The 24,404-nt window shown below is 60.7% G+C and carries 14 protein-coding genes and 1 pseudogene; 6 read left to right on the top strand and 9 right to left on the bottom strand.

Translation table 11 applies throughout. The annotated features are described in order from the left end of the window. Window positions 1-624: 624 nt before the first annotated feature. The 4 genes from ACVWY5_RS31450 to ACVWY5_RS31435 all read right to left on the bottom strand — a co-directional run bounded on the left by ACVWY5_RS31450 (window position 625) and on the right by ACVWY5_RS31435 (window position 11,472). A complete protein-coding gene (locus tag ACVWY5_RS31450) occupies window positions 625-3,678 on the bottom strand; it encodes an NAD(P)-binding protein (RefSeq protein WP_321176695.1) in 3,054 nt (1,017 codons plus the stop codon). 11 nt (window positions 3,679-3,689) lie between these two features. Next, window positions 3,690-5,906 carry an FAD-dependent oxidoreductase gene (locus ACVWY5_RS31445; protein ID WP_321176696.1) on the bottom strand — a complete coding sequence of 739 codons (2,217 nt, stop codon included), beginning with the start codon at window positions 5,904-5,906 and terminating at the stop codon, window positions 3,690-3,692. Beyond that, the gene (locus ACVWY5_RS31440; protein ID WP_028333439.1) at window positions 5,903-9,790 is read right to left on the bottom strand and encodes an adenylate/guanylate cyclase domain-containing protein; all 3,888 of its coding nucleotides are present in this window, start codon (window positions 9,788-9,790) and stop codon (window positions 5,903-5,905) included. Before ACVWY5_RS31440 ends, ACVWY5_RS31445 begins: the two co-directional genes overlap by 4 nt. 1,040 nt (window positions 9,791-10,830) lie before the next feature. After that, the gene (locus ACVWY5_RS31435; protein WP_028352096.1) at window positions 10,831-11,472 is read right to left on the bottom strand and encodes an FAD-dependent oxidoreductase; all 642 of its coding nucleotides are present in this window, start codon (window positions 11,470-11,472) and stop codon (window positions 10,831-10,833) included. A 401-nt stretch (window positions 11,473-11,873) separates the two neighbouring features. Here ACVWY5_RS31435 and ACVWY5_RS31430 point away from each other — a divergent pair, with 401 nt between their 5' ends. The 5 genes and pseudogenes from ACVWY5_RS31430 (at window position 11,874) to ACVWY5_RS31410 (ending at window position 17,627) form a co-directional block, all read left to right on the top strand. After that, window positions 11,874-12,860, top strand: a complete 987-nt coding sequence (locus tag ACVWY5_RS31430; protein ID WP_244482627.1) for a transporter substrate-binding domain-containing protein — start codon at window positions 11,874-11,876, stop codon at window positions 12,858-12,860. A gap of 786 nt (window positions 12,861-13,646) precedes the next feature. Further along, window positions 13,647-14,585 (top strand): hypothetical protein, encoded by a 939-nt coding sequence (locus tag ACVWY5_RS31425; protein WP_028333436.1) that lies wholly within the window; start codon window positions 13,647-13,649, stop codon window positions 14,583-14,585. Between the two features lie 124 nt (window positions 14,586-14,709). Beyond that, window positions 14,710-15,537: an ATP-binding cassette domain-containing protein gene (locus tag ACVWY5_RS31420; RefSeq protein ID WP_038377338.1), complete on the top strand. Its 828-nt coding sequence runs from the start codon at window positions 14,710-14,712 to the stop codon at window positions 15,535-15,537. Window positions 15,538-15,577: 40 nt separating this feature from the next. Continuing rightward, window positions 15,578-17,123: pseudogene (locus tag ACVWY5_RS31415) on the top strand (ABC transporter permease/substrate-binding protein). Window positions 17,124-17,216: 93 nt separating this feature from the next. Beyond that, the gene (locus tag ACVWY5_RS31410; protein ID WP_028333433.1) at window positions 17,217-17,627 is read left to right on the top strand and encodes a hypothetical protein; all 411 of its coding nucleotides are present in this window, start codon (window positions 17,217-17,219) and stop codon (window positions 17,625-17,627) included. 530 nt (window positions 17,628-18,157) lie between these two features. On the opposite strand, the gene ACVWY5_RS31405 is transcribed toward ACVWY5_RS31410, so the two are convergent. Beyond that, window positions 18,158-18,394 (bottom strand): hypothetical protein, encoded by a 237-nt coding sequence (locus ACVWY5_RS31405; protein ID WP_028352098.1) that lies wholly within the window; start codon window positions 18,392-18,394, stop codon window positions 18,158-18,160. Window positions 18,395-18,853: 459 nt separating this feature from the next. On the opposite strand from ACVWY5_RS31405, the gene ACVWY5_RS31400 reads away from it, so the two are divergent. Next, complete coding sequence (locus ACVWY5_RS31400) at window positions 18,854-19,069, top strand: hypothetical protein (protein WP_028333432.1); 216 nt, start codon at window positions 18,854-18,856, stop codon at window positions 19,067-19,069. Between the two features lie 464 nt (window positions 19,070-19,533). Here ACVWY5_RS31400 and ACVWY5_RS31395 read toward each other — a convergent pair whose 3' ends face one another. The 4 genes from ACVWY5_RS31395 to ACVWY5_RS31380 form a co-directional block, all read right to left on the bottom strand. Further along, on the bottom strand, window positions 19,534-20,202 hold the full coding sequence (locus ACVWY5_RS31395; protein ID WP_028333430.1) for an outer membrane protein: 669 nt from the start codon (window positions 20,200-20,202) through the stop codon (window positions 19,534-19,536). 745 nt (window positions 20,203-20,947) lie between these two features. Further along, entirely contained in the window at window positions 20,948-22,477 is a 1,530-nt protein-coding gene (locus tag ACVWY5_RS31390) for a class I adenylate-forming enzyme family protein (RefSeq protein ID WP_063616544.1), read from the bottom strand. 32 nt (window positions 22,478-22,509) lie between these two features. Continuing rightward, window positions 22,510-23,793 carry a TRAP transporter large permease gene (locus ACVWY5_RS31385; RefSeq protein WP_028333428.1) on the bottom strand — a complete coding sequence of 428 codons (1,284 nt, stop codon included), beginning with the start codon at window positions 23,791-23,793 and terminating at the stop codon, window positions 22,510-22,512. Between the two features lie 107 nt (window positions 23,794-23,900). After that, window positions 23,901-24,404 (bottom strand): TRAP transporter small permease, encoded by a 504-nt coding sequence (locus ACVWY5_RS31380; protein WP_028333427.1) that lies wholly within the window; start codon window positions 24,402-24,404, stop codon window positions 23,901-23,903.

Below are 24,404 nucleotides of genomic sequence, written 5' to 3'. Positions count from 1 at the left end.
GTTTTGACCGGCACTTTGTATCACGATCTGAATGACCAAAAATTCGCCACCGTCGATGGAAACCTGGCTCATCCAGATCGAGCCTACAGAAGCAGCAAGAGCATTCTGAGCGTGGTAATCACGGTCGTCTCCACGCAGTTGGCGCCAAACATGCGCTGCCTTTCGAATCTCTGCGAGTTCGGCCGCTTTGGCCCGATTCCAGGGTTTGCGGTCTTTCAGCGTGGGTCTCTAAGAGCGTAAGAACTGAACCCAGCAACGGGCCCAAGAACCGACTCATGCGAAGGACTGGATGAGATATCGTAGATTTGGTTGGTGTGGGGAAAGGCGGTAGCGCTCCCCCGCTACCATGCGGCATTCGTCATACCGTCGCGGTTCATTGCCTTATCCAGCCTCCAAAGGGATGGTGCTTTCCACGCGGTCCGCCGGCTCGGGGGCGGGCGCGCTCTGCGGCCAAGGCACGAGTAACGAGTGAAAGGCTGCCTGGCGTTCGGCTGTCGGGTCCGGGGCGCTGCATCCTCATGCTCGACTCTCGCCGTTTTGATGGCTGTCGTCATCCTAAGGGCTTCGTGCGAGTGCAGTGTCTTGGTGACCATTGAGCGAATTAGTGGCGCCAATTCCCGGCCGTCAGCGTCGTACCAAGATACGGCCCAGCAATGCCGTGCTGTACTCGCCGGTGGCCCTCGCCAGATTTCTTGCGCTCGAACTCGGCTGCCCGGCCGGAAAATTGAAGGGCAGGCTGAGCGTCCAAGGCGCGATGAACCGGAATCCCCAAGAGTCGTCCTTTTGCGGCGGCTTTGAGATCGGTGTGAGTTCGATCTCGTCTGCCTTATGGGCGAAAGGCGAGGATAGCGCGATCTTGCCTTTGATGGGTTGAACGACCGCGCCGCCTAGACCGTATTTCAGCATCGAGTAGACGAAATTGCCATCCGGCTGGACGCCGACCAGCGGCTGATCCAGTTTGTCGCGGAGTTGCTTGATGACGAGATAACTGTCGATACCACCGGGCACGCCGTCGCGCTCGAACCAGGTTCTTATGGTGCCGGATGAGCTTCGCATGGAGAAGGAGTCATTATCATCCTGGATTCGTGCGACCTGTTTGTTGAAGCCGTAAAAATTCTGGCCGATCAACGTGGCTGCCAGCGAGCTCACGAACAAATGCGGCATGTAGCTGAACAGGACGTTCTGCAATGAAGGTGCGTTCTTATGGATAACGTCGGGAATCAGCTGGGCGATTTCGAGGTAGTGCGCGCCGCCGAAGGGTAGTGGTCCCGGACGCACGTTGCGTTGCCGGGCAAAGATCAGGACGACATGATGCGGTGGCTCGGGAATATTCTCCGCTGTCTTTTCCGTCTTGCCCTCTGCATCGGACGACGCGCCGTGATGCGCTGTCTTGATCGTGCTGTGGGGCGCTGGAGGTTCGAGGAGTGTCAGCCCATCGGGTAGCATTTTCTCGAGTTCGCAGCGCGGCCGTTGTTGGACGACGCAGAACGCCTCGATTTCGCCGGTACCGGCGACGGCGTTAGTGGCAAGCTTGCGCAACAGGTCCAATGCCGGCAACAAGGCGGTTGGCAGCGAAACGTCGTCGAAGTCGTTGGCGTTTGGCATGGCAATATCTACTCCTGCAATTGCGGCTGCCGCGGCGCGGCCCGCCATGACCGATGCTTCAATACAACCCGCATTAATACCGGTACGAACCCAGTCGCCGGCGAGAAAGAGATTGTCGACCCCCGAATTGCCGGCCTCCATGCGTTTGAACACGCTGCCGGGAACCGATAACACATATCGGTCCGAGGGATTGATGTTCACCCTCGGATATTGCGCGAAGAACCGCCTTCGAGTGGGTGGGGAATAAGCACGATAGTCGAAGAATCGCTCCCAACGAATGGCATGGCCGGGGCCTTCAATTCCGGGCCATAGGAAGTGAAGGTCGCTCTCGACCCAGCGCAGCATCCTTCGCCTTTGCCGCGCGAGCATCCTGGCCGGATAGCTGTGTTTGCAGAACGGGGGCGGCGGATCCAGGGGATCGTCGACCAGGGAGCCAACGAAATATGCCAACCCCTTGGGAGACGGTTGAGGCCATTTTTCCAGTGGCAACATCAGGCTGAGGTCGGCCCAGGTATCGAGCGGCAATACGAATCCCGAAAGAGCCGTTCGATCCTGCTTGCAACCGAGCTCGCGCATGCCGACGCTTGTCCATGCTTGAAAGGCTACCGTCGCCGTCGTCTTGATGGCATCGACCATCTCTCGCCAGCCGGGCGTGTGGCAGATCAGGTCGCTGCATATCGTGCAAAATGCGCCGATGCCGATGCCGAGCACGACATCGTCGAAATCCCTCTCTCGCAGCAGCTTTCGGGGAGGGTCGACGCCGGGCCACTTCGTCCATGCCGATTCCAGGTCTATTCTTTGGTCCCGCAGATCCTGTCCTTGGACCAGCTGACAGTAGTCTGGATGGGAAGGCCAGCTCGGGATTGTGCCATCTGCGCCGATCCAGATCAGCGGATCGTAAGAATTGCCGGAGTGGGTGGTCGCCTGCACGGTGGTGTCGATGAATTCGATCGAAGCTTTGTCTTGAGACAGTCCGATGTGCTCGACCTTGGTAAAGAATTCGAACTTGACATGGCGTTTCGTGAGGACCTGGTAGAGCGGAGCGAACAGCAGCTCGCCCATGGTCGCCTTGAGAAGGTAGAAGAACGACCCGCGATATGTGAAGAGCAGCTTCAACAGGATGCGGGTGCCGGTGCCAGCCGCCACATTCCTGCAGGGAACGACATTCCCGTGTTCCGTGTGGCTACCGAAGAACCCGAACACATAATCATAGCAGCCACGGACGATGGCGGAATCCAGCGTCGAATCCGAGCAACCGTTCGACCTCATCCAATCGGTCCACTCCTGATGGTCGATGCAGTCGAAGCCCTGCCACAGCACGCCGTCGCTCAACATGCCGATCGCGATCGTCAGCGCGACCTCCGCCACGATCTCGCGCGGGTCGCGAGACATGGCGGCTGACGCCGGCTTGTCGCAGAGCTGAGTCCGCGCATGCCTTAGTATCGTCTGTAGTTCGGCGGCGTCACTCGGGCTGACCGCCCTGGGATCCTGCGGCAGGATATCGATCTTCGCCCGCGCCGTTCTGAACGGACCGTCGGTCGTTCCGGCCGCCACGGCGGAGTGCTGGGTCCCCGCCGGCCATTGGTCGGTGAAACCAGCGATCGACTGGCTCTGCTGCACCGAGCATTCGAGCAGTGAGCGCAGAAAATCGACGAGCGATAATGCGGGACGCGGTGTGCCCGGAATTCCTTCATGGGGTGGAATGTCGATAGTCCATGAAGTCCAACCGGAATTGAACGGCTCCATGAGCACGGATCGATCGAGGCCCTCGAAGGCGTGCTCGCGTGACCCGAACGGCGGGCTGAGATCGAGATCGATCATCGCGGCATAAAGCCGGTCGACCAGTTCGAATGCGTTATCGTAAAAACCGGTCCAGACATGAAGTCCGTGTTCTTCGGCGCGATACCCTTTTTCCTTGTCGCGGCCGACCGCTCCCTTGCCGCCAAGCCGCCAGCCGATCGTGTAGACGGTGATGTCGAACAGCTGATGCTGGGGATCCTGCTCCGTCAGCTCGAACGCCGCGCTGAGCGCTGCGACACCGCCTCCCAGGATTGCAATCTTTCTGCGCGCCATGCGGCCGATCCTCATTCAGCGGGAGCGGGCGCGCAGCTGCGCATAAAATCACAGAGAGACACATATTGTCGGGTAGCGTGGAGGAAACGCTCGCCGGGAATTTCGAGCTCTGCGCCGATGATCGCGCGCGCCGCCTGCATTCCCGAGATCACGGCTGTTTCAACGCATTCGGTGTTGAAGCCGGTGTCGATCCAGGTTCCGGCGAGGTACAGGTGCTTGAAGCCGGACTCGTCGGTCTTCAGGCGCCAGGCGCTGGTGCCGGCCGCGGTCGCGACACAGCAGTCCCAGGGACTGATATTGGCTTTGACGTGCTGCGCCCTGATCCGGCGATAGTCGTCGCGATCCTGGTCGTCGTAGAGCACGGTCCAGTCAAACGCACCGTTCGTCATCACCTTCGGCCAGATGAATTTGGCCTTGTGCTCGAGCCAATCCAACGTCTTGAGATAGGCCAGCAGATTTGCCATCTCCTGGGCATGCCGGCTTGTCCGCGGCGCTGCGTACAATTTCGAAGGGAAGACGTCACAGAGGTAGTGAAGCGAATAGGGAGGGTCGCGGCGCTCATATCGCAGGAGCTGGGACATGTCCGCCCAGATGTCGAGAGGATTGGGGCCTGACACCAGCGCGGGCTTTTGTCCAGACCAGCCGAGGCCGGCAAGCGAGCGCGTGCTCCAGAGCTGAACTGCGATGCTGGGCACCAGGCGAAGCTTTGCCGCCATATTCCAGAAGCCGGTGCTGTAGTTGTAAAGGTCGTCGAACGGCTCGTGATTTTCTTCAATGCTAAATAGGCCTGGTCCTGGTCCGGGCGGTCGCTCGACACTCTTGTTGCCCGTGAACTTCTTGGAAGCGCCGAGCGGTATCGCCAGGACGACATCGTCGAAATCGTCGACTCGTGTCTTTACGTCGGTGTCGACCCGCTCGTTGCACCAGAACGATTCAAAATCAACGCAGCCGTTCGGGGGCGCGTCGAGGTGAAGCCAGTCGGGTTGGCTGCTCCAGCCGAACAGTCCATGGCCAATCGGCACGGTCCATTCATAGCCGCACTTCGGTATCGCCTGCACGTCAAAGTGCAGTGAATCGACAGATCGCCCATCCGACGAGACCCTGATATCGGTCAGTTTGTGAAAGAACCGAAACTTGACGTCTCGCTGCTTGAGTATCTCGAACAGGGGAGCGACAATCACTTCGCCTGCACCGGCCTGCAGCTCCCACGCCACGGCTCCTTGATAGGTTCCGAGTGCTCGAAGCAGGACCTGCACCGCGGTTCCTGCGCCGTAGCTCGCGTTGGCGATGTCTCCGTCCGGATACTGAAACATCGTGTCGTAGAGCGCTCTCACCATTGGCGACTGCTTGACCAGTGAGGGCTCGGCGCCATGACGAACCAACCAGCGGCGAAAGTCCTCGCCGTCCATCTGCTGGATGGATCGTTGCTCAATCACGATGTCGTCGAAAATGCCGTCCACCAGCGGCCACGCTAGTCGCAAGGCCTGGTCGAACAAGTGACCAGCTGCGGTATTCGCAAAGGTCATATGACAACTAGCGCCAGCAGCGCCCTGAAGCACCCGGCGGACTAATTCCATGTCCGCGCGGCCAAACGAGATCATGTCTTCGTCGAGATGCGACAGCCATGCCGAGGCAATCTCCAGACAGGTTCTTGCCGTCACCACACCGAGTAGTCTTGAGGGTGGAAACAGCGGATCGTCGCGCATTTTGATCGTTTCGATCGAAACTTCGTCGAGCTTGACGATCGGCGAGTCTGACCCGAGCGCATAGTCGTGGAAGTCTATCAGCAGTCCTATCGCGTGCGACAGACAATTGGCGATGCTGAGGTCAGCCGGTTCTCTGCCGGGTATACCGATCTTCTTCGATGTCGGAAAGTTGACGTCATACACCCTCGGCTTGGCCCCATCGGGATCGCCGATCGGCGTGTAACCCTGTGGGAGAATCAAGGTGTTTAATTCGACTTTCGCTCCTTCCCGCGGCAAGTTCTGGTAGACCTCAGCCAACATCTGGAAGGCGTTCAGGTAGTGGCCGAACCAGATATGCAGGCCATGCTCGATGTTGCGGCCCTGCGCATCGCGCCCGCTGGCGCACTTGCCTCCGAGCCGCCATCCCAGCTGATAGACCGTGACGTGATATTGCTTGCGCAATTCCGGTGTAAGGCTGAGCTGATAGGCGGCGGAAAGTCCCGCCATTCCGCCGCCCACGATGATGATGCGGCGTTGGCTCAAGCCTGTCTCCATTGCGACGACGGCGATGGATGGACACGTTTCAGTTCGGCGAGCTCCTTGGCGGCGCCGAGGCGTTCAAAGATGTCGGCCGCCTGCCGCAGGCGAGACTCACGCTCAGGATCGCTCGCGCTGGTCGCAAGGCCGGTTCGATAGATCGCCTGCGCCTGCTCGCGGGGGGTTTGCAGCAGCTCGGCCACTTCGCCGGCGCGCTTCCAATTCTCGAGCGCGCGCGCCGGTTGACCGGTCAGGAAGCACAATCGGCCGTTCATTAACAAGCTGTAGAGACGGCAGATCGGCGATGTTCGAGCGAGCCGGGAAAGCTCCCGGCACGCCAGCTTCGCCTGGCTTTGAATGTTCGAAGAGACCGCGCCGGAAGCTTGCTCCCAATGGCTCAGTAAGACATCGGCGATTCCTGCCGGTCCGAAGGCATATCCGCCCCACACAACGCCGCATTCGCGCAAGATTGGAAGTCCCCGTTCCGCAAGCTCAAGGGCGACCGCGGCCTCGCCACGCTCGAGATAGCCGGCCGCGGCCACGCCCGTGCAAAGCAATTGTTCCGTGCGGATCAACCGCTGGCCCGCCAGCGCCTTCAGTTTGTCGAGGCATCCGTTATCGGTCCCGCCCCGGGTGATGTCGATCAATGCCCGTAAGGAAAGACTCCAAGCGCGGATCTGCGGCGGGGAATCGTCGGAGAGTTCCGCGAACAGCCTGGCAAGCCGCTCGTCGGCGAGCGAAATATATCCCCGCAAAAGCGCTATGAAGATCAACATCGTCTCGCTGTTCTGCGCACGTTTTCGGTCTCCTAGGCGCTCGTAACAACGTCTTGCATGCTCGCCATGCGCCTCGGCATTGTCCCATTCGGCGAGGCCATAAGAGAGAACGCCGAGCACGAGACGGACCCGCGCGATCTCGGGCAGCGAGCCGTAATCTTCCGCCAGTTGGATCGCGCGCGCTGCGTAACTGCGGCCGATCCCCACCATGCCGGACATCCCCATTCCGAGCGCTAGCGCGCTGTATCCTCGAATCGTCTCCGGGGTCGCGCCGCATTTTTCGGCCAGGTTCAACGAGGCCAGGGTTCCATTGAGCACGGCCAGCGAGTCATTCTGGTAGAAATACTGCTCCGACAGAAATTCGTGCATATGAGCGACGCGCTGCATGTCGGACCTGTCCTGCTCAGCCAGGACCACTTGTTTCGACGAAGTAAACCGTAACCTCAACTGGGTTGCGGCGTTGCGAATAAGCGCGCCGATTCGTTCGGTCTTGCTCGCCGGGAGATGATGACCAAGCAACTCCATCGCGCGGTGGTAGTGGTTGGCGGAGCTCTCGTAGTCCGACAATTCGTGACAAGCGTCACCGAGGATGACCTCCCAAGCCGCCTTGCGGCTGCGTCCGATCTGGATTGCTTCGCGCTGCGTGAGATCGAATAGCTTCTCCACATAACGAATCGCTTCGCGGTTTGCCGAGTTGTTGCGCGACTGTTGCGCCGCAAGCTCGAGGTAAGTGATCGCCCGCAACGGCTCGCCGCCAAGTTCGAGATGCCTTGCCAGGCGCGCATAATTCGGTTGCAGCTCCTCGGCGTGATGCTGCTCGATAAAGCCGGCAATCCGCCGATGGAGGGTTTTTCGCTGCGCAAAAGACAAGACATGATAGGCAACCTCCATCGTTATGGAGTGCCTAAACACAAAGGAAAGTGGCCGCGTCTCGCGATCGAGTTGCAGGAAGTCGAAGTCGATCAATCGGCGGATGCATTCCGCCTTGGTGGCAGCGGACAACTCCGGGACGATTTGATCCAGCAACTCGGAGGAGAAGGCGTCGCCGACTGCGCTGGCGGCCTTGAGCACCAGCTGGTCGTCGAGCGATAGCAGGTCGATCCGGCTGACGATTGCGCGTTCAACGCTGGTCGAGAGCGAGATACTGGAATCGGCGAGGCTCTGTTCATCGAACGAACATATCCCCCGCGTAACCTGAATCTTTCCAGTGTCCCTGAGCGCGAGCGCGAGCTCCTCGCTGAAGAACGGATTTCCACTGGCATGACCGTAGACATATCGCACCAGTTCCGGCGGAACCTCGGACGATCTCAGGCGCCGTTTCACCAGCAGCCGCACGTCGTCGCGCGACAGCCGGTCGAGCCGCAGCTGCAGCGATGAGGCGAGTTCGACGGCAAGACGCTGCTCTGCGATGGCTGTCGTCTGGGTCCGCTGAGTAACCACGATCAGGAAGTCCGAAAGCCGGCGCGCGACGGCGCCAAGCAGTTCGATCGAGGGGCCGTCGAACCAGTGGACGTCCTCCATCAGGAGGATGCGAACGCTCGATCGGCGTAGGATGAAGATCACGAGTTCTTCGATCGCGCTCGCGCGAGCCGAGCCGACGATCTGTTCGGTGAAGGCGAATTCGGAAAATCCCAGTGGAATGACTTCTTCGAGCAGCGGAAGCCAATTCAGCAGCGACTCGTTTTCGAGCAGCGCTTCCGACAATTCGCGTCGAACCCGCGGTCCGTCGCCCGGTCCTTCAAACTGCAAGATCTGCCGCAATACGGCGCGCCACACGAAATAGGGCGTCGATCTTTCGATCGCCGTGGCATTTGCAACCAGGACGGCGTGATTGTCGGCCTGCGCCGATCCGATGAAGTCTTCGAGCAGGCGCGATTTTCCGATGCCGGCTTCGCCTGCAATGAGGACGAGCTTACCGGTTCCTGTCTTCAGACCGTCGAGACAGCTCCTGAGCATCGCGGTTTCGCTGACGCGGTCGATGATGGTGCGCCGGGGTGGAGCATGGAAATCGTCGGTTACTGCCGCCGGACTGAACGCCAACATCGATGCGCCCGTCCCCTTGACCTGGAGATGTGGCAGCAGATTGAACACGATCCTGCGCCCGACGGCCTGGGCCGTCGTGGCGTCGCAGACGATGTCGCCTTGTGCGGCCTCGGCGAAATGCGCGGCCACATTGATCGCCTGCCCAAAAATCCCGAATGTCCTTTGATGGAGGCCGCCATAATTGCTGCAGAACAGGCGGCCGGTCGCCAGGCCGACAGAAATCGGAATGGCCTTCGCCTCCAGCTGGCGACGGAGGCGCAGACACGCCTCGACTGCCCTGAAGGGATCGTCTTCGTGGGCAAGCGGAGCCAATCCGAAGACGAGCGTAAGAGTCAGGCCCTTGTCGTCCATCAGGACCTGATGAACGGTTCCCTCGAGCCGTTCGGCGATTTGCTGGACGTCAACGACGAAGGCCTGCAGTCTCGTCAAGAAATCATCATCGAAATTGAAATCGGGGAGGCCGACCCGCGCCACTGTGAGCGTGCGAAACTCGCCGACCCAGTCGCTGGCATCGGCTTTGCCCGTGTGGCTTCCGAAGATAGTGCCGTCTATCGGTGCGACGGCATCGGGCGAGTTCATTCCAAGGAGCCGTGCCCCATAGGGCATGGGCTCGAGTTCGCACGAGCCCGTCAACAGCCGCGCGGCGTTTGCACACAACGCGATGTCGCCGATCGCGGCTTTCTGATAGGCGAGGCCGATGCTGTAAAAGGGTTCTCCGGCTGCAACATAGTGCCATTTGTCCTGCCAGCCGCCGAGCCTGCAGAAGAACACTTCGCCGGTTTCCACCGCCGTACGCGCACTGATCGCTTCTCGGCCCGGCCCGGCGGTCATGGCCTGTCGCAGCGCAAGGCCGCAGCGCACGGCCTGCGCGGTCGCGACGGCAGCGTCCGGATCGACCCAAATCGCGAGAATGGCGTCGCCGGCGAAAGCGACGATGTCGCCTCCCTCTGAATCAATCACGTCGGCCAGTATGGCAAAGCAATCGTTGATGAAGTAGGTAAGGCTTTCAGCGCCGTCGCCGGCAGCTCGGTCGGTCTTCGCTGTGAAGCCGGCAATGTCGATAAGTAGCACCGCCGCGGTCCGGGCGTCCGCGCGAGGGTTGTTGGTCCACTCCTGAGACCGGAGGCGTGCATTCACCCATTTTGGCGTGTGGGCGGCTTGCTCCCTCGCGACAGCTCCGGCAGGCATTGCACGACCTCGGCTCAATGGAGCCGGAATGGAACCCTGTCTTGGAGAGAAAATCAACAAACCTGCGGTTCTCGGACCGCCGGAGACCGTCAGCGGTCTTGTCCAATTGCTTTGACACTATGCCTTTATGTCTAAAAATGCCTTTTATCACTTCGGTGGCATGCGGGCTGTGGGGTGGCTCACAATGATCGTCAAACTTCGGGTCCGTTCGTGATCCGGAAAGAACGCGACCACAGGCGATGACTTGTCACTCACACGCCGAGCAGATGTGGGCTTGAGCGAGGCTCGGTGTTTTCATGTCGACGTGCACATGAAGGGCTGGCCGAGCCGTGTGCATGACGCGGCGCGAACGCGCGCCAAAGGACGGTCACTGGCTCTCTTAGCTTTCGACGCTTTGCTTTCGTTCCAGTCTTCATGAGGCTGCGCCTTCTGAACAAGCTCAACTTCCAAATTGAGGCTCAACCTATTGAAAACACTGGAGCGGAAAATGACGTGGCGATCCCGGCAGGAGGGATATCTCAAGCAAATTCAATGGCATGGACTGGATAACCCCGCGAATAATGCCGCCATTGCCCAGCGTTTTCGTTGTGGTGGCTGCCGTGTTCGTCGCTGAAAGGGATATTGAACAAAACGGACTAGCCATTCTGCCTGTCGCGGGGGCTGCCCGACTGCAGGGATTGGATGGTTTTCAGTGCTGTGGGTTGACCAGGATCGGCTTACTGGTCGGGACTGCTAGCCCGTCTCCGTGGGCCGTTCGAACGTCGCGATACTTGCCGAAATTTGCGGAAATCTCCCTTGCGACGGGCGACCGGGAAGGTCCCCAACCTCTCCCGACTGGGTCGCAGGCGATACATTCTCGAACCGGTGCGCTTGCGAGCCTATGCTCAAGCCGATCTGTCCTGCCGCCATCACCGCAGCCCGGGTCAAGATCCCTCCGTAGGTGGGGTAGGCTCAGCCGCGACGTTCAGCCGCTTCGTATCTGCGACCCAACCCACCGCCACAACCGCAAGCGAGGCTTCAGCATCCAACCGGGCTCCATTCTTCGTAAAGACCATGCGCACGCCAGCGGGTGTCTTCGCGAACGCCTCGATGGTGCCGAAACTCTCGTGCACCGCTATTCCCGATTGCCGCAGGGCGATCGCGGCCGGCAGCTGAATGTCAGCGTCTTCCGTGGCCAGAATGCGCGGACCGGCTTCGAACAGCTGAACGCGTGAGCCGAATGCATTGAAGATCGAGGCAACCTGAACACCCGTCGCACCTGCCCGACGACGATCGTGGATGGCGGGACCGAAGTCAGGGCCCATGCATCGCCGTGGGTGCTTGTCAGCTCGAAGCCGGGGGATAAGCGGTAGCCGGCTCTCTCCGCCGGTGCAAATGATGATCTTGTCGGCGGAGATCCGCAGTCCGGCGCTCGTCTCGATCGTGTTCTTGTCGATGAAACGAGCTGCACCTGCATTCTGGTGGACAGAGCATCTTGCCGTGCAGTTGCAGTTGAAGGATAGCGCCGCGAGCTGACGGACCAACCGGTCAACCGACCATGCTGAGAACGCAGCTTCGGCCGTCACCCGCAACGTCGACGATCGAGCGTCTGCGTTGTGGAATCCAACCTGAGGTCAGTTGGCCCTCCGGACATGGCCGAAGACTCCTTCGCCATTGTTTTGACGGACAGGTGTGTGACGAAGTGCTGCCAAGAGAGTAGCGGTGCTCTGGTCGGCAATCCCGGTATGCATCGAGGTGAGCAATGAGTTCATTCGAGGCTTTCCCGTTAGCTCTGCACGACCGCGACTTGGGAGGGGTCTCGCGTGAGATGGCTGCCCACAGCGCCAGGCGGGGAGATCCAATCTCGCAACGCAAGCGGACGTCGATTCGACCGGTCTGGTTATGCATCTTGACGCTGGCGGTGGCCGCGTTCGGCTCCGGCGCCCTTCACGCACAAGCTGCCACGGCCCCTGACAGGGAACTAGTCGTGGCGACCAAGCAGGCCCCTCCATTTGCCATCAAGCAGCCGGATGGGAGCTGGAGCGGTATGAGCATCGCGCTCTGGAAAAGGATCGCCGATCAGGCACACCTACGTTTTCGCCTGGTCGAAACCCAGGGCGTGCCGGATTTGCTGGACGGCGTCGCAAACGGCAGATTCGACGTTGGCGTCGCGGCGGTCACAGTGACTGCCGAGCGTGCGCGCAAGGTCGATTTTACACAGCCGTTTTACAACACCGGGCTCGGCGTTGCGGTGCCGGTCAACGAGAACCCCTGGGTCGCGATCGGACGGGCGCTTCTCTCTTTCGGATTCTTCCAGGCCGTCGCGGTGCTGCTTGGTTTCGCAATGGCGGTCGGATTCCTTATCTGGATGCTGGAACGGCGCAAAACCGAGCACTTCGGTGGCGGCGCCAAGGGACTCGGCTCCAGCTTCTGGTGGTCGACCATCGCCATGACGCAAGCGGGGGCCGCTCAGAATGCTCCGACAACCCTCCCCGGCAGGATCGTCGCAATGGGATGGATGATCGCTTCCGTGATCGCGATTGCGGTGTTCACCGCCGGTATCACCTCCACCCTGACGCGCAGAGGGCTCGAGGGCGCCGTTCACGGCTTCAACGACCTGCGTTCCGTGCGCGTCGGCGCGGTCGCGAACTCCGCGACTGCCGACTACCTCGCTCGTCAGCGGCTTTCGTTTCGAACGTTTCCGGACATCCAAGGCGGCCTCTCCGCGCTGGGGCGCGGGACAATCGATGCCTTTGTTCATGACAAGCCGTTGCTGACCTGGATGGTTCGCAGCGACTTCTCGGCCTCGGCTCGCGTCGTCGATACCAGCTTCAGCAGCGAGAGCTATGCGATCGTACTGCCCAAAGACAGCGCCTTGCGGCCGATGCTCGATCTCGCCGTACTCGATCAAATCGAAGGTGATTGGTGGCAGCAGACAGTGTTCGAGACGCTTGGAAACGCTCAATCTCGCTGACGATACCCTGCGAGGAGCCCGGTCCGTTCAGTGCTGTCAGGCTCTCATCGTTGGAGCGGAACCGACAAAGTTCCGAACATCGGCCTCGCGAGCGATGCAAACCGTCAATAGCCCTGTGCGCATGCGCGAGTTGCTGTTCCACCAAATCAGCTTCAAGCTTGGTTCATCCTCGGCGTGGCGACTTGGCGCATTTTCTAACATGGCCCCCAAACCACGTGCGTGAGTTGCCGTTGCCGAGGAACTGCTCCAGCGCGCCTTATCCGTAGGCCGAGTTCGATCCATCGGCCAACTACGCGGGCCAATCATTCCCATCTGAGCGGCCTTCCTATTGGCGCGGTCTCAACCTGTTGTCGGCAACTGTGCTGGTGCGAGTGCATTCCATGCTTCTGCGAGATGTTCTCCGGCGCGGCGACTGGCGCCACCGGTCACGCAACGCGAGCGTGATATCCCAACTGTCGCGTCCGTGCCTGACCAGCATTGTCGACTATCGAGGCCGGCTGCCCGCACGCTTTCATTCGTGCAGCATTAGAATTGATTTCTTTCTCTGCCGGAGCGACCGGCGTGTTCGGCATCATCCTGACCGCACATCAAGCCGCCCCAACCAGCGATGGTTTCGAAAAAGAGGCCGCGTTACACGCGCGGGCACATCGGGGCGCAGCGCAGTTCCACGAAGCGAGGTTGAAAAAGCGCAATGGGTTTATGCGTCGGTCAATCTCTACAATAAGGTATCAAGCACTTGAACGCAGCAGCCGTCGAGTGGCTTGTAAGTTGAAATAGGAGACCGGGTTGCAAACACATTTTTCGCGCATCAATCAGTCCAAGGCCGTCTTCGATGAAATTTATGCCCTGGATGATCCCAGGGCGTATTTCTCTGTCCTGGGAGATTTGGATTACATGATCCCGGACGTGGCTGAGCCGGTTGTGCGCCAAATTCTGGCAGCGAAGGTTTCGGAAACCGGCGTCAAGCCGACCGTGCTTGATGTTGGCTGTTCATACGGAATCAACGCAGCGGTGCATCGGTTTCCACTGACTTTCGGGGGCTTGCGCCATCGCTACGCCCGACGCGAAATGAGGGCGATCGGTTCTGAGACATTGGTGCGTCTCGATCGCAATTTTTATGCGGCCTGGCCGGATGTCGGTCTCGCGCGATTTATCGGTCTCGATGTATCGGCGCCGGCGATAAGGTATGCAACGGGTGTTGGTCTGCTTGAGCAGGGCATTGTCGCAGATCTTGAAACGGAGGCGCTCTCGACGGACAGCGCGCACCTTATCCGATCCGCGGATGTCATCATGTCGACGGGGTGCATCGGCTACGTCACCGAGAAGACGTTCAGCAAGATTCTCGATGCGACGGAGAAGCGTCCATGGATCATTTCGTTCGTGCTACGAATGTTCCCGTTCGATTCTCTAGCCGCGACGTTTGCGAAGCGTGGCCTTGTGACGCAGCGTCTTGCCGGCGCGACTTTTATCCAGCGTCGTTTTCGCGATGCTGAAGAGTTTGAAAGTTGCTTGGCCAGCCTCGCGGCTCTTGGCATCGATGCCACCGGTCTTGAGTCGGAAGGGCTGTTTCACGCCGATCTGATGTTGTCCCGGCCTGAGGCGGATGCGCGCGCCGCTCCCCTGGAAGACATTGTCACTGTTGCCAGCGGTAGGGGGCGTCCGATCGGACCTCGTTATGTCCATGTTGAGGGTGACGACGGCCCGCAGGTCGCGCTGGAGCCGTGACGGGCTCGCTTTCCGAAGATGGGCGTGGGTGTGACCCAGGAACCCGTGCACCCAAGTGGATCATGCCCTGACTCCTGCTTGGCTACTTTCTGCCAGTTCTGCAGTCTACAGGGAGGCCCTGTTCATGACAGCTTCGCCGATTTCGAATCCGTCTAATTCCGCGCCGTATATCGAGATCGATGCCGTATCAAAATCCTACGATGGGGGGCGGAGTGTTGCTGTTTCCAACGTATCGCTCGACGTACAGCAGGGTTCACTGGTCGCGCTCGTGGGCGGCTCGGGATCCGGCAAGACCACGCTACTGAAGACCATCAATCGACTGGTCGATCCTGACGTTGGAGAAGTCAGGATCGACGGAGTCCCTGTAAGCGAAGCCGAACCGCCGATGCTGCGGCGGAGCATCGGCTACGTCTTTCAGGGGATCGGTTTGTTTCCGCATATGCGAGTTGCCGACAACATTGCCGTAACACTCAAGTTGCGTGGCTGGCAGGCGAACGAGATCGAAGCGCGGGTGGCCGAGATGCTGGATATGGTGGACTTGCCGCAGGATTACGCCAGCCGCTTTCCGCACATGCTGTCCGGAGGTCAGCGCCAACGGGTCGGCGTCGCGCGTGCAATCGCCGCCCGACCGCGCATTGTTCTGATGGATGAGCCGCTGGGTGCACTCGATCCTGTCACCCGCGACAGCCTGGGTTCTTCCTACCGCGAGCTGCACGACCGGTTCGGCATGACGACCCTGATGGTTACCCATGACATCCAGGAAGCTGCGCTGATGGCTGATCGAATCGTCGTCATGAAGAACGGCCGCGTGCTCGCGGACGACACGCCGCACACTTTGATGATGGGCTCTGGTTCTGACGATCCGGACGTGACCGCCTTGATGGAAGTGCCGCGACGTCAAGCGGAACGCATCGCCGCGTTTGCGACCCAGAACGGACCTGCCCGTGCCTGATGCCGGCGCTGAGCTGCTTTCCAGTGCCCGATTAGACGCCTTGTTCGACGCTTGGCGCCTGCTTCCCACCTATCTCACACCGCATATTGTACTTTGCGCCACGGCGCTGGCGCTTGGACTACTCGTCAGCCTGCCGCTGGCTGCCCTCGCTGCGGAACGACCATGGCTACGCAGGCTGGTGCTTGCCATCGCGAGCTTGATCCAGACCATACCGGGACTTGCGTTGCTCGCACTGTTCTATCCGTTGCTCCTTGCGCTCTCGACATTGACGGCACGGCTCTTCGGCTTCGGCATCCCAGCGCTGGGATTCCTGCCGACGCTGATTGCATTGACGCTCTATGCGATGCTTCCGATTTTGCGCAACAGTGTGGTTGGCTTGAATGGCGTCAGTCCTGCTATCGTCGAAGCGGCAGAAGGCGTTGGTATGACGCCTCAGCAGATTCTGACACGCGTCAAGGCGCCGCTCGCCACGCCTGTCATCATGGCCGGGGTGCGGACTGCAGCTGTATGGACGATTGGAGCAGCCACGCTTTCCACGCCCGTCGGCCAAACCCAGCCTTGGTAATTACATCTTTACGGGGTTGCAAACCGAGAACTGGGTTTCCGTGCTGTTCGGCTGCATCGCCGCGGCCGGGCTTGCTCTGATCACCGACCTCTGTCTCGGTCTCGTGGAGACAGGGGCGTCTGAACGCAGCAGGAAGCGTGTGGTGTTCGGCATCGCCGGGCTTGCTCTCGGCACGCTCGCCGGTTTCGCGCCGCTGCTCTCGAGCGAAGCAGAAACCTATGTCATCGGCGCGAAGAGCTTCTCCGAACAGTTCATTCTGGCGGACCTGATGGGTGACCGGCTGAAGGCCGAAGGAGTCGGCGTAACGCGCAAGGATGGGCTCGGTTCGGCTATCGCCTTTCGCGCGCTGGCTCACAATGACATTGATGCTTACGTCGATTACTCCGGCACGCTCTGGCGCAACGTCATCGGTCGCACCGACATGCCACGGCGCGAGGAGATGCAGGCGGAGATCGTCCGCTGGATGAAAGCAGAGCAGGGAGTCACGGTACTTGGCGCGCTTGGTTTCGAAAACGCCTACGTTCTCGCGATGAAACGGGAGAGAGCGCAGGCACTAAACGTCACGTCGATTGCCGATCTTGCTCGTGTTGCACCTCAACTCACCATCGGCGATGACCTTGAGTTCCTGGGGCGACCGGAATGGCGCGCGCTCAGGGATGCCTATGGTTTGTCGTTCAGAACGCGACGCTCGTTCAATCCGACGATCATGTATCATGCTCTCGAGGCCGGCGAGGCCGATGTCATCTCCGCGTTCTCGAGCGACGGGCGTATCGCGGCGCTTGATCTTCTCGTGCTGGCTGACCCGAAGCATGCGATACCTTCCTATGATGCGCTGATCCTCATCTCGCCGAAGCGCGCCGCCGATGCGCGGTTGAAGCGAGCACTTGTTCCGCTTGTCGGCTCGGTTCCCGTTGAGGCTATGCGCGCCGCTAACCTCTTGGTCGACGGTGATACGGACAAGGTGTCTCCGGAAGAGGCAGCGCGAGCCTTGGCAAAGGCCGTGCATTTGCAGTCACGATAAATACGAGAACACGATCAGGAGCGTTCTCGTTCGAGGTTCGACCATCGCCGATGAGTCGCGCTCGAGGTCCCGAACGAAATTGCGCGTCTTGCAATGAGCGATCAGTTCGGCAGCGTGGTCGGGCGCCGTTGGCAATGTTTTTGCGGTGACGCGAAGCTCCGGTCCAAGCTGGGGGCATTCGGATTCATAATGACGCCACGAATCGTTGTCACGAACGTACAACCGTATTTGGGGATGACAATGCGGGCAAAAAGAGTGGAAAGGGCGGTTGGTTCCAACCAATCGCTACTCGAGCTGCTCCAGGCAGAACTTGCAGCCCTCAATTCGCAAATCGAAGCGATCGAAAAGACACGGGCAGAAACGCAATCGATCGATGAGTTGAGAGAGTGTGCGATCCGCGCGTGTCGACGAATCGACGAGATTCGTTCCGTCGTTGCCGCCGAACAGTCGAACGACGCGCCCAAGAGCGCAACTCCTGAATCTCCGTCTACAGTTGCTCGTTGAAGCATGTTCGAGACGCTGTTTTAGGTATCGCCGGCCGCGTGGTCCATCTCCCGGGTTCCCGGGCGGTAGACGCGATCAAGGCGCTCGCCAAACGGGGGCGGCGATGCTCCGCTCGCTCGTCTGCGGCGGTCGTCCTGAAGGCGACGACGAATCTCGGCCCGCGCCATGCGCTTGGAGTACCACCCTAACCAAAATCGTCCGTTAGATCCCAACAGCCGCGCGTGTCGCAATCAGCCAACTTCCGGGTGTAGCGCGATCAGCAAGATCGCCACCGCGACCAATGCGAGCCAGCATTCAGCGGCGATGATGGCCCATTCGGTGCCTGTTCGAGTTTTCATTGGCGTCACCCTTTTTCGACGGCTCCGACGTGAGTCTGAGGGGCTTCAACGTCGAAGCCGTCTTCGCCAGTGCTTCGGACTATCCGAGTTTGATGCGCTGTGGGGCTCGGCTGATCCGAGCGATGATCAGATCACACTCGGCTTTGGATAGAAGTGCACTTTGTGCCAACACAACCAGTTCCGCTGCCCGTCCTATCGTGCGGCACCCAACTGTGTTGCCGCGAGTGCATTCCAGGCCAAGCCGAAGCTCAGTCCGATGGACGACACTTGATCCGTGTTAAGCGCAAGCCTGATTTCCCATCCGCGTCCATGCTGGCGCGAAATCAAAACCTCGGACGACCCAAATCCGCGCACGTCGCGTTTCCATTCGCGCAGCATTAGAATCAATTCCTTCTCTTCCGCGCTCACTTCTATTCTCGACATCGCCATCACCGCGCATCAAGCCACCCCAACCGGCAAGGCTATTGAGCGCCGCAACGCCGCGTCAACACGCGCGCGTGCATATCCGACAACGGCACTTGATGGCTGCCGACCCATCTCGCAAGCTCCGCTGACGCAAGCGACGGCCCCGACGTGCTGTCTGAGGGCCGCGCCGGAGCCGTCTTTGCCAGTATTTCGGATTGGCCGAGCCGATGCGCGTGCTCGGTCGATCCGATGCACACCATGAGATCACAACCGCCTCGTGATGGGATGTGCAGTCCGTGCCAAGAGCACCGGTTCCGTAGTCACGATTGCATCATAATCAATCAACAACCAAAACACCCGCGCGTGTTGCTGTTCCATCGAATGCGTTACACTTTGCATTTTCCTCGGCGGTGGTGGGCGACTCATGATCCAGCACTGGACTCGCAAAGTGTGTCGGCTAGCACTCGCCGGGGAACGGAGGCCATGATGAAACGCTGCGACTGCAAGCGCTCCGACATGACGCCGTGCGTGATTACCGACGGCGCGGATGCCTATAGCTTCGAGAGCGATCAGGACACTCACCCGATCTGCGTTGGCTGCGGTCGCAGCCCGCAAGTTACAGGCGTGGCGCCACCCGCCGATTGGGCTGAGCAGGTTGCCGACTATCTGAAGGCCGTGCAGATCAGGCATCGGCGCTGAAGCTTCGCAGCGCGCGGCGCCCATGCGGCAAATCCGACCGGCCTGTCCAAATACCAGCTCGGCCGAACCGGTCGCAACGGGCCTCCTGTTCGCGCTCCATCAACCCGATGAGCGTTAGCTGCCATCGTCCCTTGGAGGTCAGTTCCATGACGCATTGATCGTCGTGCGTCATGTCGTCACTGATTGGTCCGTCGCGCGGCAAGCTCCACAATGCTTTCGGTCAGCGGGATCGAAAACTGAGGCCGCCGACCCGACCAAGGAAGTCGGTGTCAACGATTGCGGCTCACTCGGACCTTGAGGATGCTCGGATTAGTGCGCGGTCGCCTCGTATTGGCCCTCACGGTGTTGCGTCAGTCGACCGCACAAGAGGCTTCCAATCCGGGAGGAACCACCGCTCCGACGAAAAAGCTCCGGGCCTTTGTTTGGGCCCGGAGCTTTCATGTCGCTTGGAGTTAAGCGAGCGATCAGTACCTAGCGACGGCCGGGCCGCCCAGGTTGAACCTGTAGTTCAAGCCCGCCTTGATGGTGTGCTGGTCGTTGCGGAAGCTGCCGATAAAGCCGAGAGAATCGGACACGTTGACGGTGCCGAAGTCATAGTACTGGTATTCGAGCTTGCCCGACCAGTTCTGGGTAAACATGTATTCGAGACCGGCACCGACGGTGTAGCCGTCACGGCCGCCGTCGCCGCCGAAGCCGTTTGAGAAGCGCGTGTCAGCCCAGGCATAGCCGCCCTTGACGTAAAGCAGCGCCGGACCCCAGGTGTAGCCGAGGCGGCCGGTTACCGAACCGAGGCCGCGATTAGCGAAGCTCGAACTGGTATCCAGAAAACTGTAGTTGGCTTCAAGACCCATCACCCAGTTCGGCGCGAACTGGTAATCATAGCCAGCCTGCACGCCGCCCATGAACACACCGTCGTTGCCACCGCCGAAGCCGGGGGCGAGGACGTTGTCGTTGCCACCGAACGCACCACCGACGTGACCACCGATGTAGAACCCGGTCCAGTTGTAGATCGGGGTCGGAGCAACATAGGGCGGAGCCTTGGTGTAGGGCTGAGGCGCGAGATCAGCCGCGGAAGCGGGCGCGACCGCGCCGAGCGCGATCATGCTGGCGGTGACAAGCAGAATTTTCTTCATCTTTTTCATTCCAACTTTCTTGTACTAGCCCGGCCCCAAGTTCATCGCCTATCAGACACGTACGGAATTGCTGTAACCTGGCTGCAACAGGCGGCGCCAAACGCGGGCCGCTCACGGCAAGGACAAGGAACGCTTGGCGTTAGGCGAGCTCGGAACTTTCGTGACGCGGGTTATGCATTGCAGATCACATTCCGGCGCAACGCGCCGGTGGATAGATGGTTGTGTTCGCATGGAACTGGGGCGAGCCCGAAGACGAATGAGAGCGAAGCGCGGGCCTGCAGTGCTTGTCGAGCCAAACGGGAGACTCACTGTCGGGCTTCTGTCCCGCAGCGGAACGAAGTGGGAGGCCCGACGCATACCAGCCCCGCGTCGCAGTCTTTTTGCGTGCACGCAACACCCGCCCGATATCTCTGGCGGATTGATCCAGCGATAATGCAGGGCAGCGTCCCGATGATGGGAGTCCCGAACCGGGCTGCGTCAATTACCGGAGAGGATGTAGCGTCAGACTCGGCCGATGAGCCACGAGCTAAGGCCAAGGGGGCGATGACGACTCCAACTATTGGGGCAAACGCCACATAATGGCGACAGGTCATCGATTGGGGCGCTACGTAAGCCTTCTCGTTCGCTGGACGGCGCCGTTCTCGTGAAACCGGCGTGCTGTGCGTTCCGCCGGAGTAAAGTGCCCGTAATGCGGCCACACTCTCTGCGCCTGCAACGCGAACTCGGCTTCGTCGCTCGCGCTGAACTAGGAGCGCTTTTCGAGCCGCGGCCGCGGCCCTTCGGTGATGCGGAACCGGGACAGCACGTCGGTGCGAATGGCGCCGCGGAGGATCTTGCCGATCCCATTGCGCGGCAATTCGTCGAGGGCAATCAGCAGGCGCGGGCGCTTGTAGTCGGTCATGGTCGGCACCACGCGATTGATACGCTCCTCCCAGCCTGGCGCAGGATTTTCCACCGCCGCCAGAATGACCTCGCCCCAATAGTCCGAGGGAATGCCGACCACCGCGACTTCCGATGGCTGCAGCGCCGGCGCAAGCAATCGTTCGACCTCTTCCGGCGCTACTTTGTAGCCGCCCGACTTGATGACGTCGGCGCTACGGCCGGTGAGGTGCAGCCGGCCGCATGCATCGAGATAGCCGAGATCGCCGGTTTCGTGGAATTCATTCGGTGCGAGCGCGCTAAAACCCTCGGTGGTGAGATACCCGGTCATCAGGTGTTGTGCACGGATCAGAACCTCGCCATCGCCGCCCGCCGCGGCCGGCCGGCCGTCCTCGCCGCGGATGACGATCTCAACGCCAGGAGCGGGCCAGCCCACGCAGGCGTCCTCGCCTCCGGATGCATACCAGGACTCGGTCTCCTCGGCTTCGAGCACCGTGATCGGATTGAATACCTCGCTCTTGCCATAGGTGACCCGCACCACCGGACCGAACATCTCCCTGACGCGCGCATAGAGCGTGGGCTTCAGCACCGCCGTGCCGCAGAAGATCGCGCGCAGCGACGAGAACTGGCACGTGCCCGCGGCGGCCACGATCTTTGCCAGCACGGTCGGCGGCGCAAACATCGCATCGCATGCGCCGCGTGCGAGGATATCAAGCACGCGCGGCGGGTCGACGCCGTCGAGCAGTGTCACGGCGGCACCCGACGACAGATAGGCATGCGTCATCAACGACGAGCCGTGCGAGAATGGTGTCATCAGCAGGACATTGCTGCCGGTACCCGGGCGGAACGGCAGGTTCGCCCGCAGCAATATGTTGGCCGTCCAGCGGCCGATCTGGCTGTGAACCGCGCCTTTCGGGCGACCGGTGGTACCAGAGGTGAAGACGATACGCGCCGGCGCGTCGCCGTCGACCTGCGGGAAGGCGGCCGGATCCAACGCGGTCCGTTCGATGCTTTCGACCTCGATGCTGTTCGGACCGCCGGCAGCCCTTTCGGTCGCGAGGGCCGCGCCGGTGATCAAGAGGCGAACGTTGGAGACCGCGAGGCAGTAAGCGCGTTCGTCGCTGCTCAGCGCAGGGTTGATCGGGACTTCGACCGCGCCCGCCAGCATGACGCCGAAAGTGGCCGCAACGGCGTCGGCGCTGTTGCGGAACAATGTAGCCACGGCATCTGTCGGGCCGATCCCGGCCTGCATCAGGGCATCCGCCACGCCGGCGGCTTTGGCGAACAACTCCGCATAGGACGTTGTGCCGGCGGCGTCGACGACGGCCGGCCTGTTGCCGTAGCGGAGCGCGAGCGCGGAGAATTCGCCGGCCCAATGGATCGATTTCGATGACATGCTCGAGCTCTCCGTCGAGACGATCCGCGTTGCTAGCCCGCGCCGTAGACCAGATTGGGCAGCCAAAGCGAAAGCTGTGGGACATAGGTGATGATCGCAAGGCACAGCAGCAGCAGGCCGAGGAACGGCAGAACGCCGCGCACCACTTCGGTGACCGGCGCCGTCGAAATCGTGGCCAGCACGTAGAGGTTCAGTCCGACCGGGGGATGAACCAGCGCGATCTCCATGTTGTGGGTGAAGACGATCGCGAAATGGACGGGATCGATTCCGAGCGGTTTCAGCGCAGGCGCAAGGATCGGCATCACCACCAGCAGCGTGGCGGCGACCTCGAGAAAGCATCCGAGCACGAGCAGCAGCACGTTGATCGCGAGCAGGAATTGCCAGGGATGAAGCTGGTTGTCGAGCGTGAACTTCACCAGCGAGGCCGGGATGCCCGAGTCCGTCATCCAGTGGCCGAACGCCAAAGCGGTCGCGACGATGATCATGATCGTCGCGGCGCTCTTGATTGCCTCGGCGATCACCTCGAGCGTCTGGCTGACCTTAAAGCCGCGATAGAAGAACAGGCTGACGAGAAGAGCCACCGTGGCCGAGACCGCGGCTGCTTCGGTGACCGTCATCAGGCCGCCGTAGATTCCGACCATCACGATGAAAGGTACGCAAAGCGCGGGCAGGGCATTGAGGCTCATCCGCACCAGTTCGGTGCGTGGCACGGCCGGCTCGCGCGGCAGCTCGTATTTGTGCGAGTAGTAGAACACCCAGCCGAAGAACATCGCTGCCTGCAGCAGCCCGGGCATGATGCCGGCCAGGAACAGGCGCGGCACGGACTGCTCTGCGATCAGCCCGTAAAGAATCAGCGACAGGCTGGGTGGAATCACGATGCCGATCGTGCCGGAAGCGCCGACCACGCCAAGCGCAAAATGACGCGGATAGCCGCGCTCGATCATCGCCGGCACCAGAATCGTGCCCATGGCGAGCGCAGTCGCGACCGAGGAGCCGCAGATCGCGGCAAACAGGGTACATGACACCACCGTCACGAGACCGAGCGCGCCCCGCAATCGTCCGAACCAGGCGATCGCGACATCGACCAGTGCCTTGGCGACGCCGCCGCGCCGCATGAATGCGGCAGCCATCACGAACAACGGCAAGGCCATCAGTGTGCTGGAATTCATTTCATCGGCGATCTTCTGCGCGATCGCCACCAGAGGCTGGTCGCTGAAGCCGAACAGGACCGCCGCGCAGAGACCCAACACCAGAAAGATCGGCATTCCCGCGCAGAGCAGCCCGAAGAACATCAGCAGGAAAAGCATCGTCCACATCGTGTCGGTCTCGTTGTTGCTGGACCTGCGTCCCGATGCGGGACCACGACGGTCAGTTTGCCGATGGCAGATCGGTCATCAAGACGGCTGACGTCGCCGCCGATCGCTCAGTGATCGTGAACGGCGATGACCATGGTGGCGGGATCGAAGCGGAAGACGAGCAAATATAGCTTGATGACGTAGCGCAACAGCATCAGCACGGCGCCGGTCAGGATGGCCGAGTAGTAGATCCACATCGGGAATTCGAGGCCCGTGATGCTGCGCTCGTCGAGGCTGCGGGCGACGTCGGAAACCTGGAAGCCGCAATAGGCCAGGCCGCCACAAAACAAGATCGCGACACAGCAGTTGAATGCCTCGACCCATCTTTGCCCTTGCGGCGGCAACAGTCGCAGGACGACGTCGGGCCTGACATGCCCATCGGTCCGGACCAACTGGCTCGACGCCAGAAACACCGCCCAGACCGTCAGATAGACCACTACCTCCTCGCCATTGATGAAAGCGAAATTCTTGTTCACGTAACGGCCGATGACCTGAGCGGTCCCGACCGTCAGCGCGGCGGCACCAAGAACTCCTATCAACAGGAGTTCAAGCCTGTTCCAGATCTTCATCAT

This window comes from Bradyrhizobium sp. USDA 3256 (genome assembly GCF_054058275.1).
This window is presented reverse-complemented; position numbering and strand designations above follow the sequence as displayed.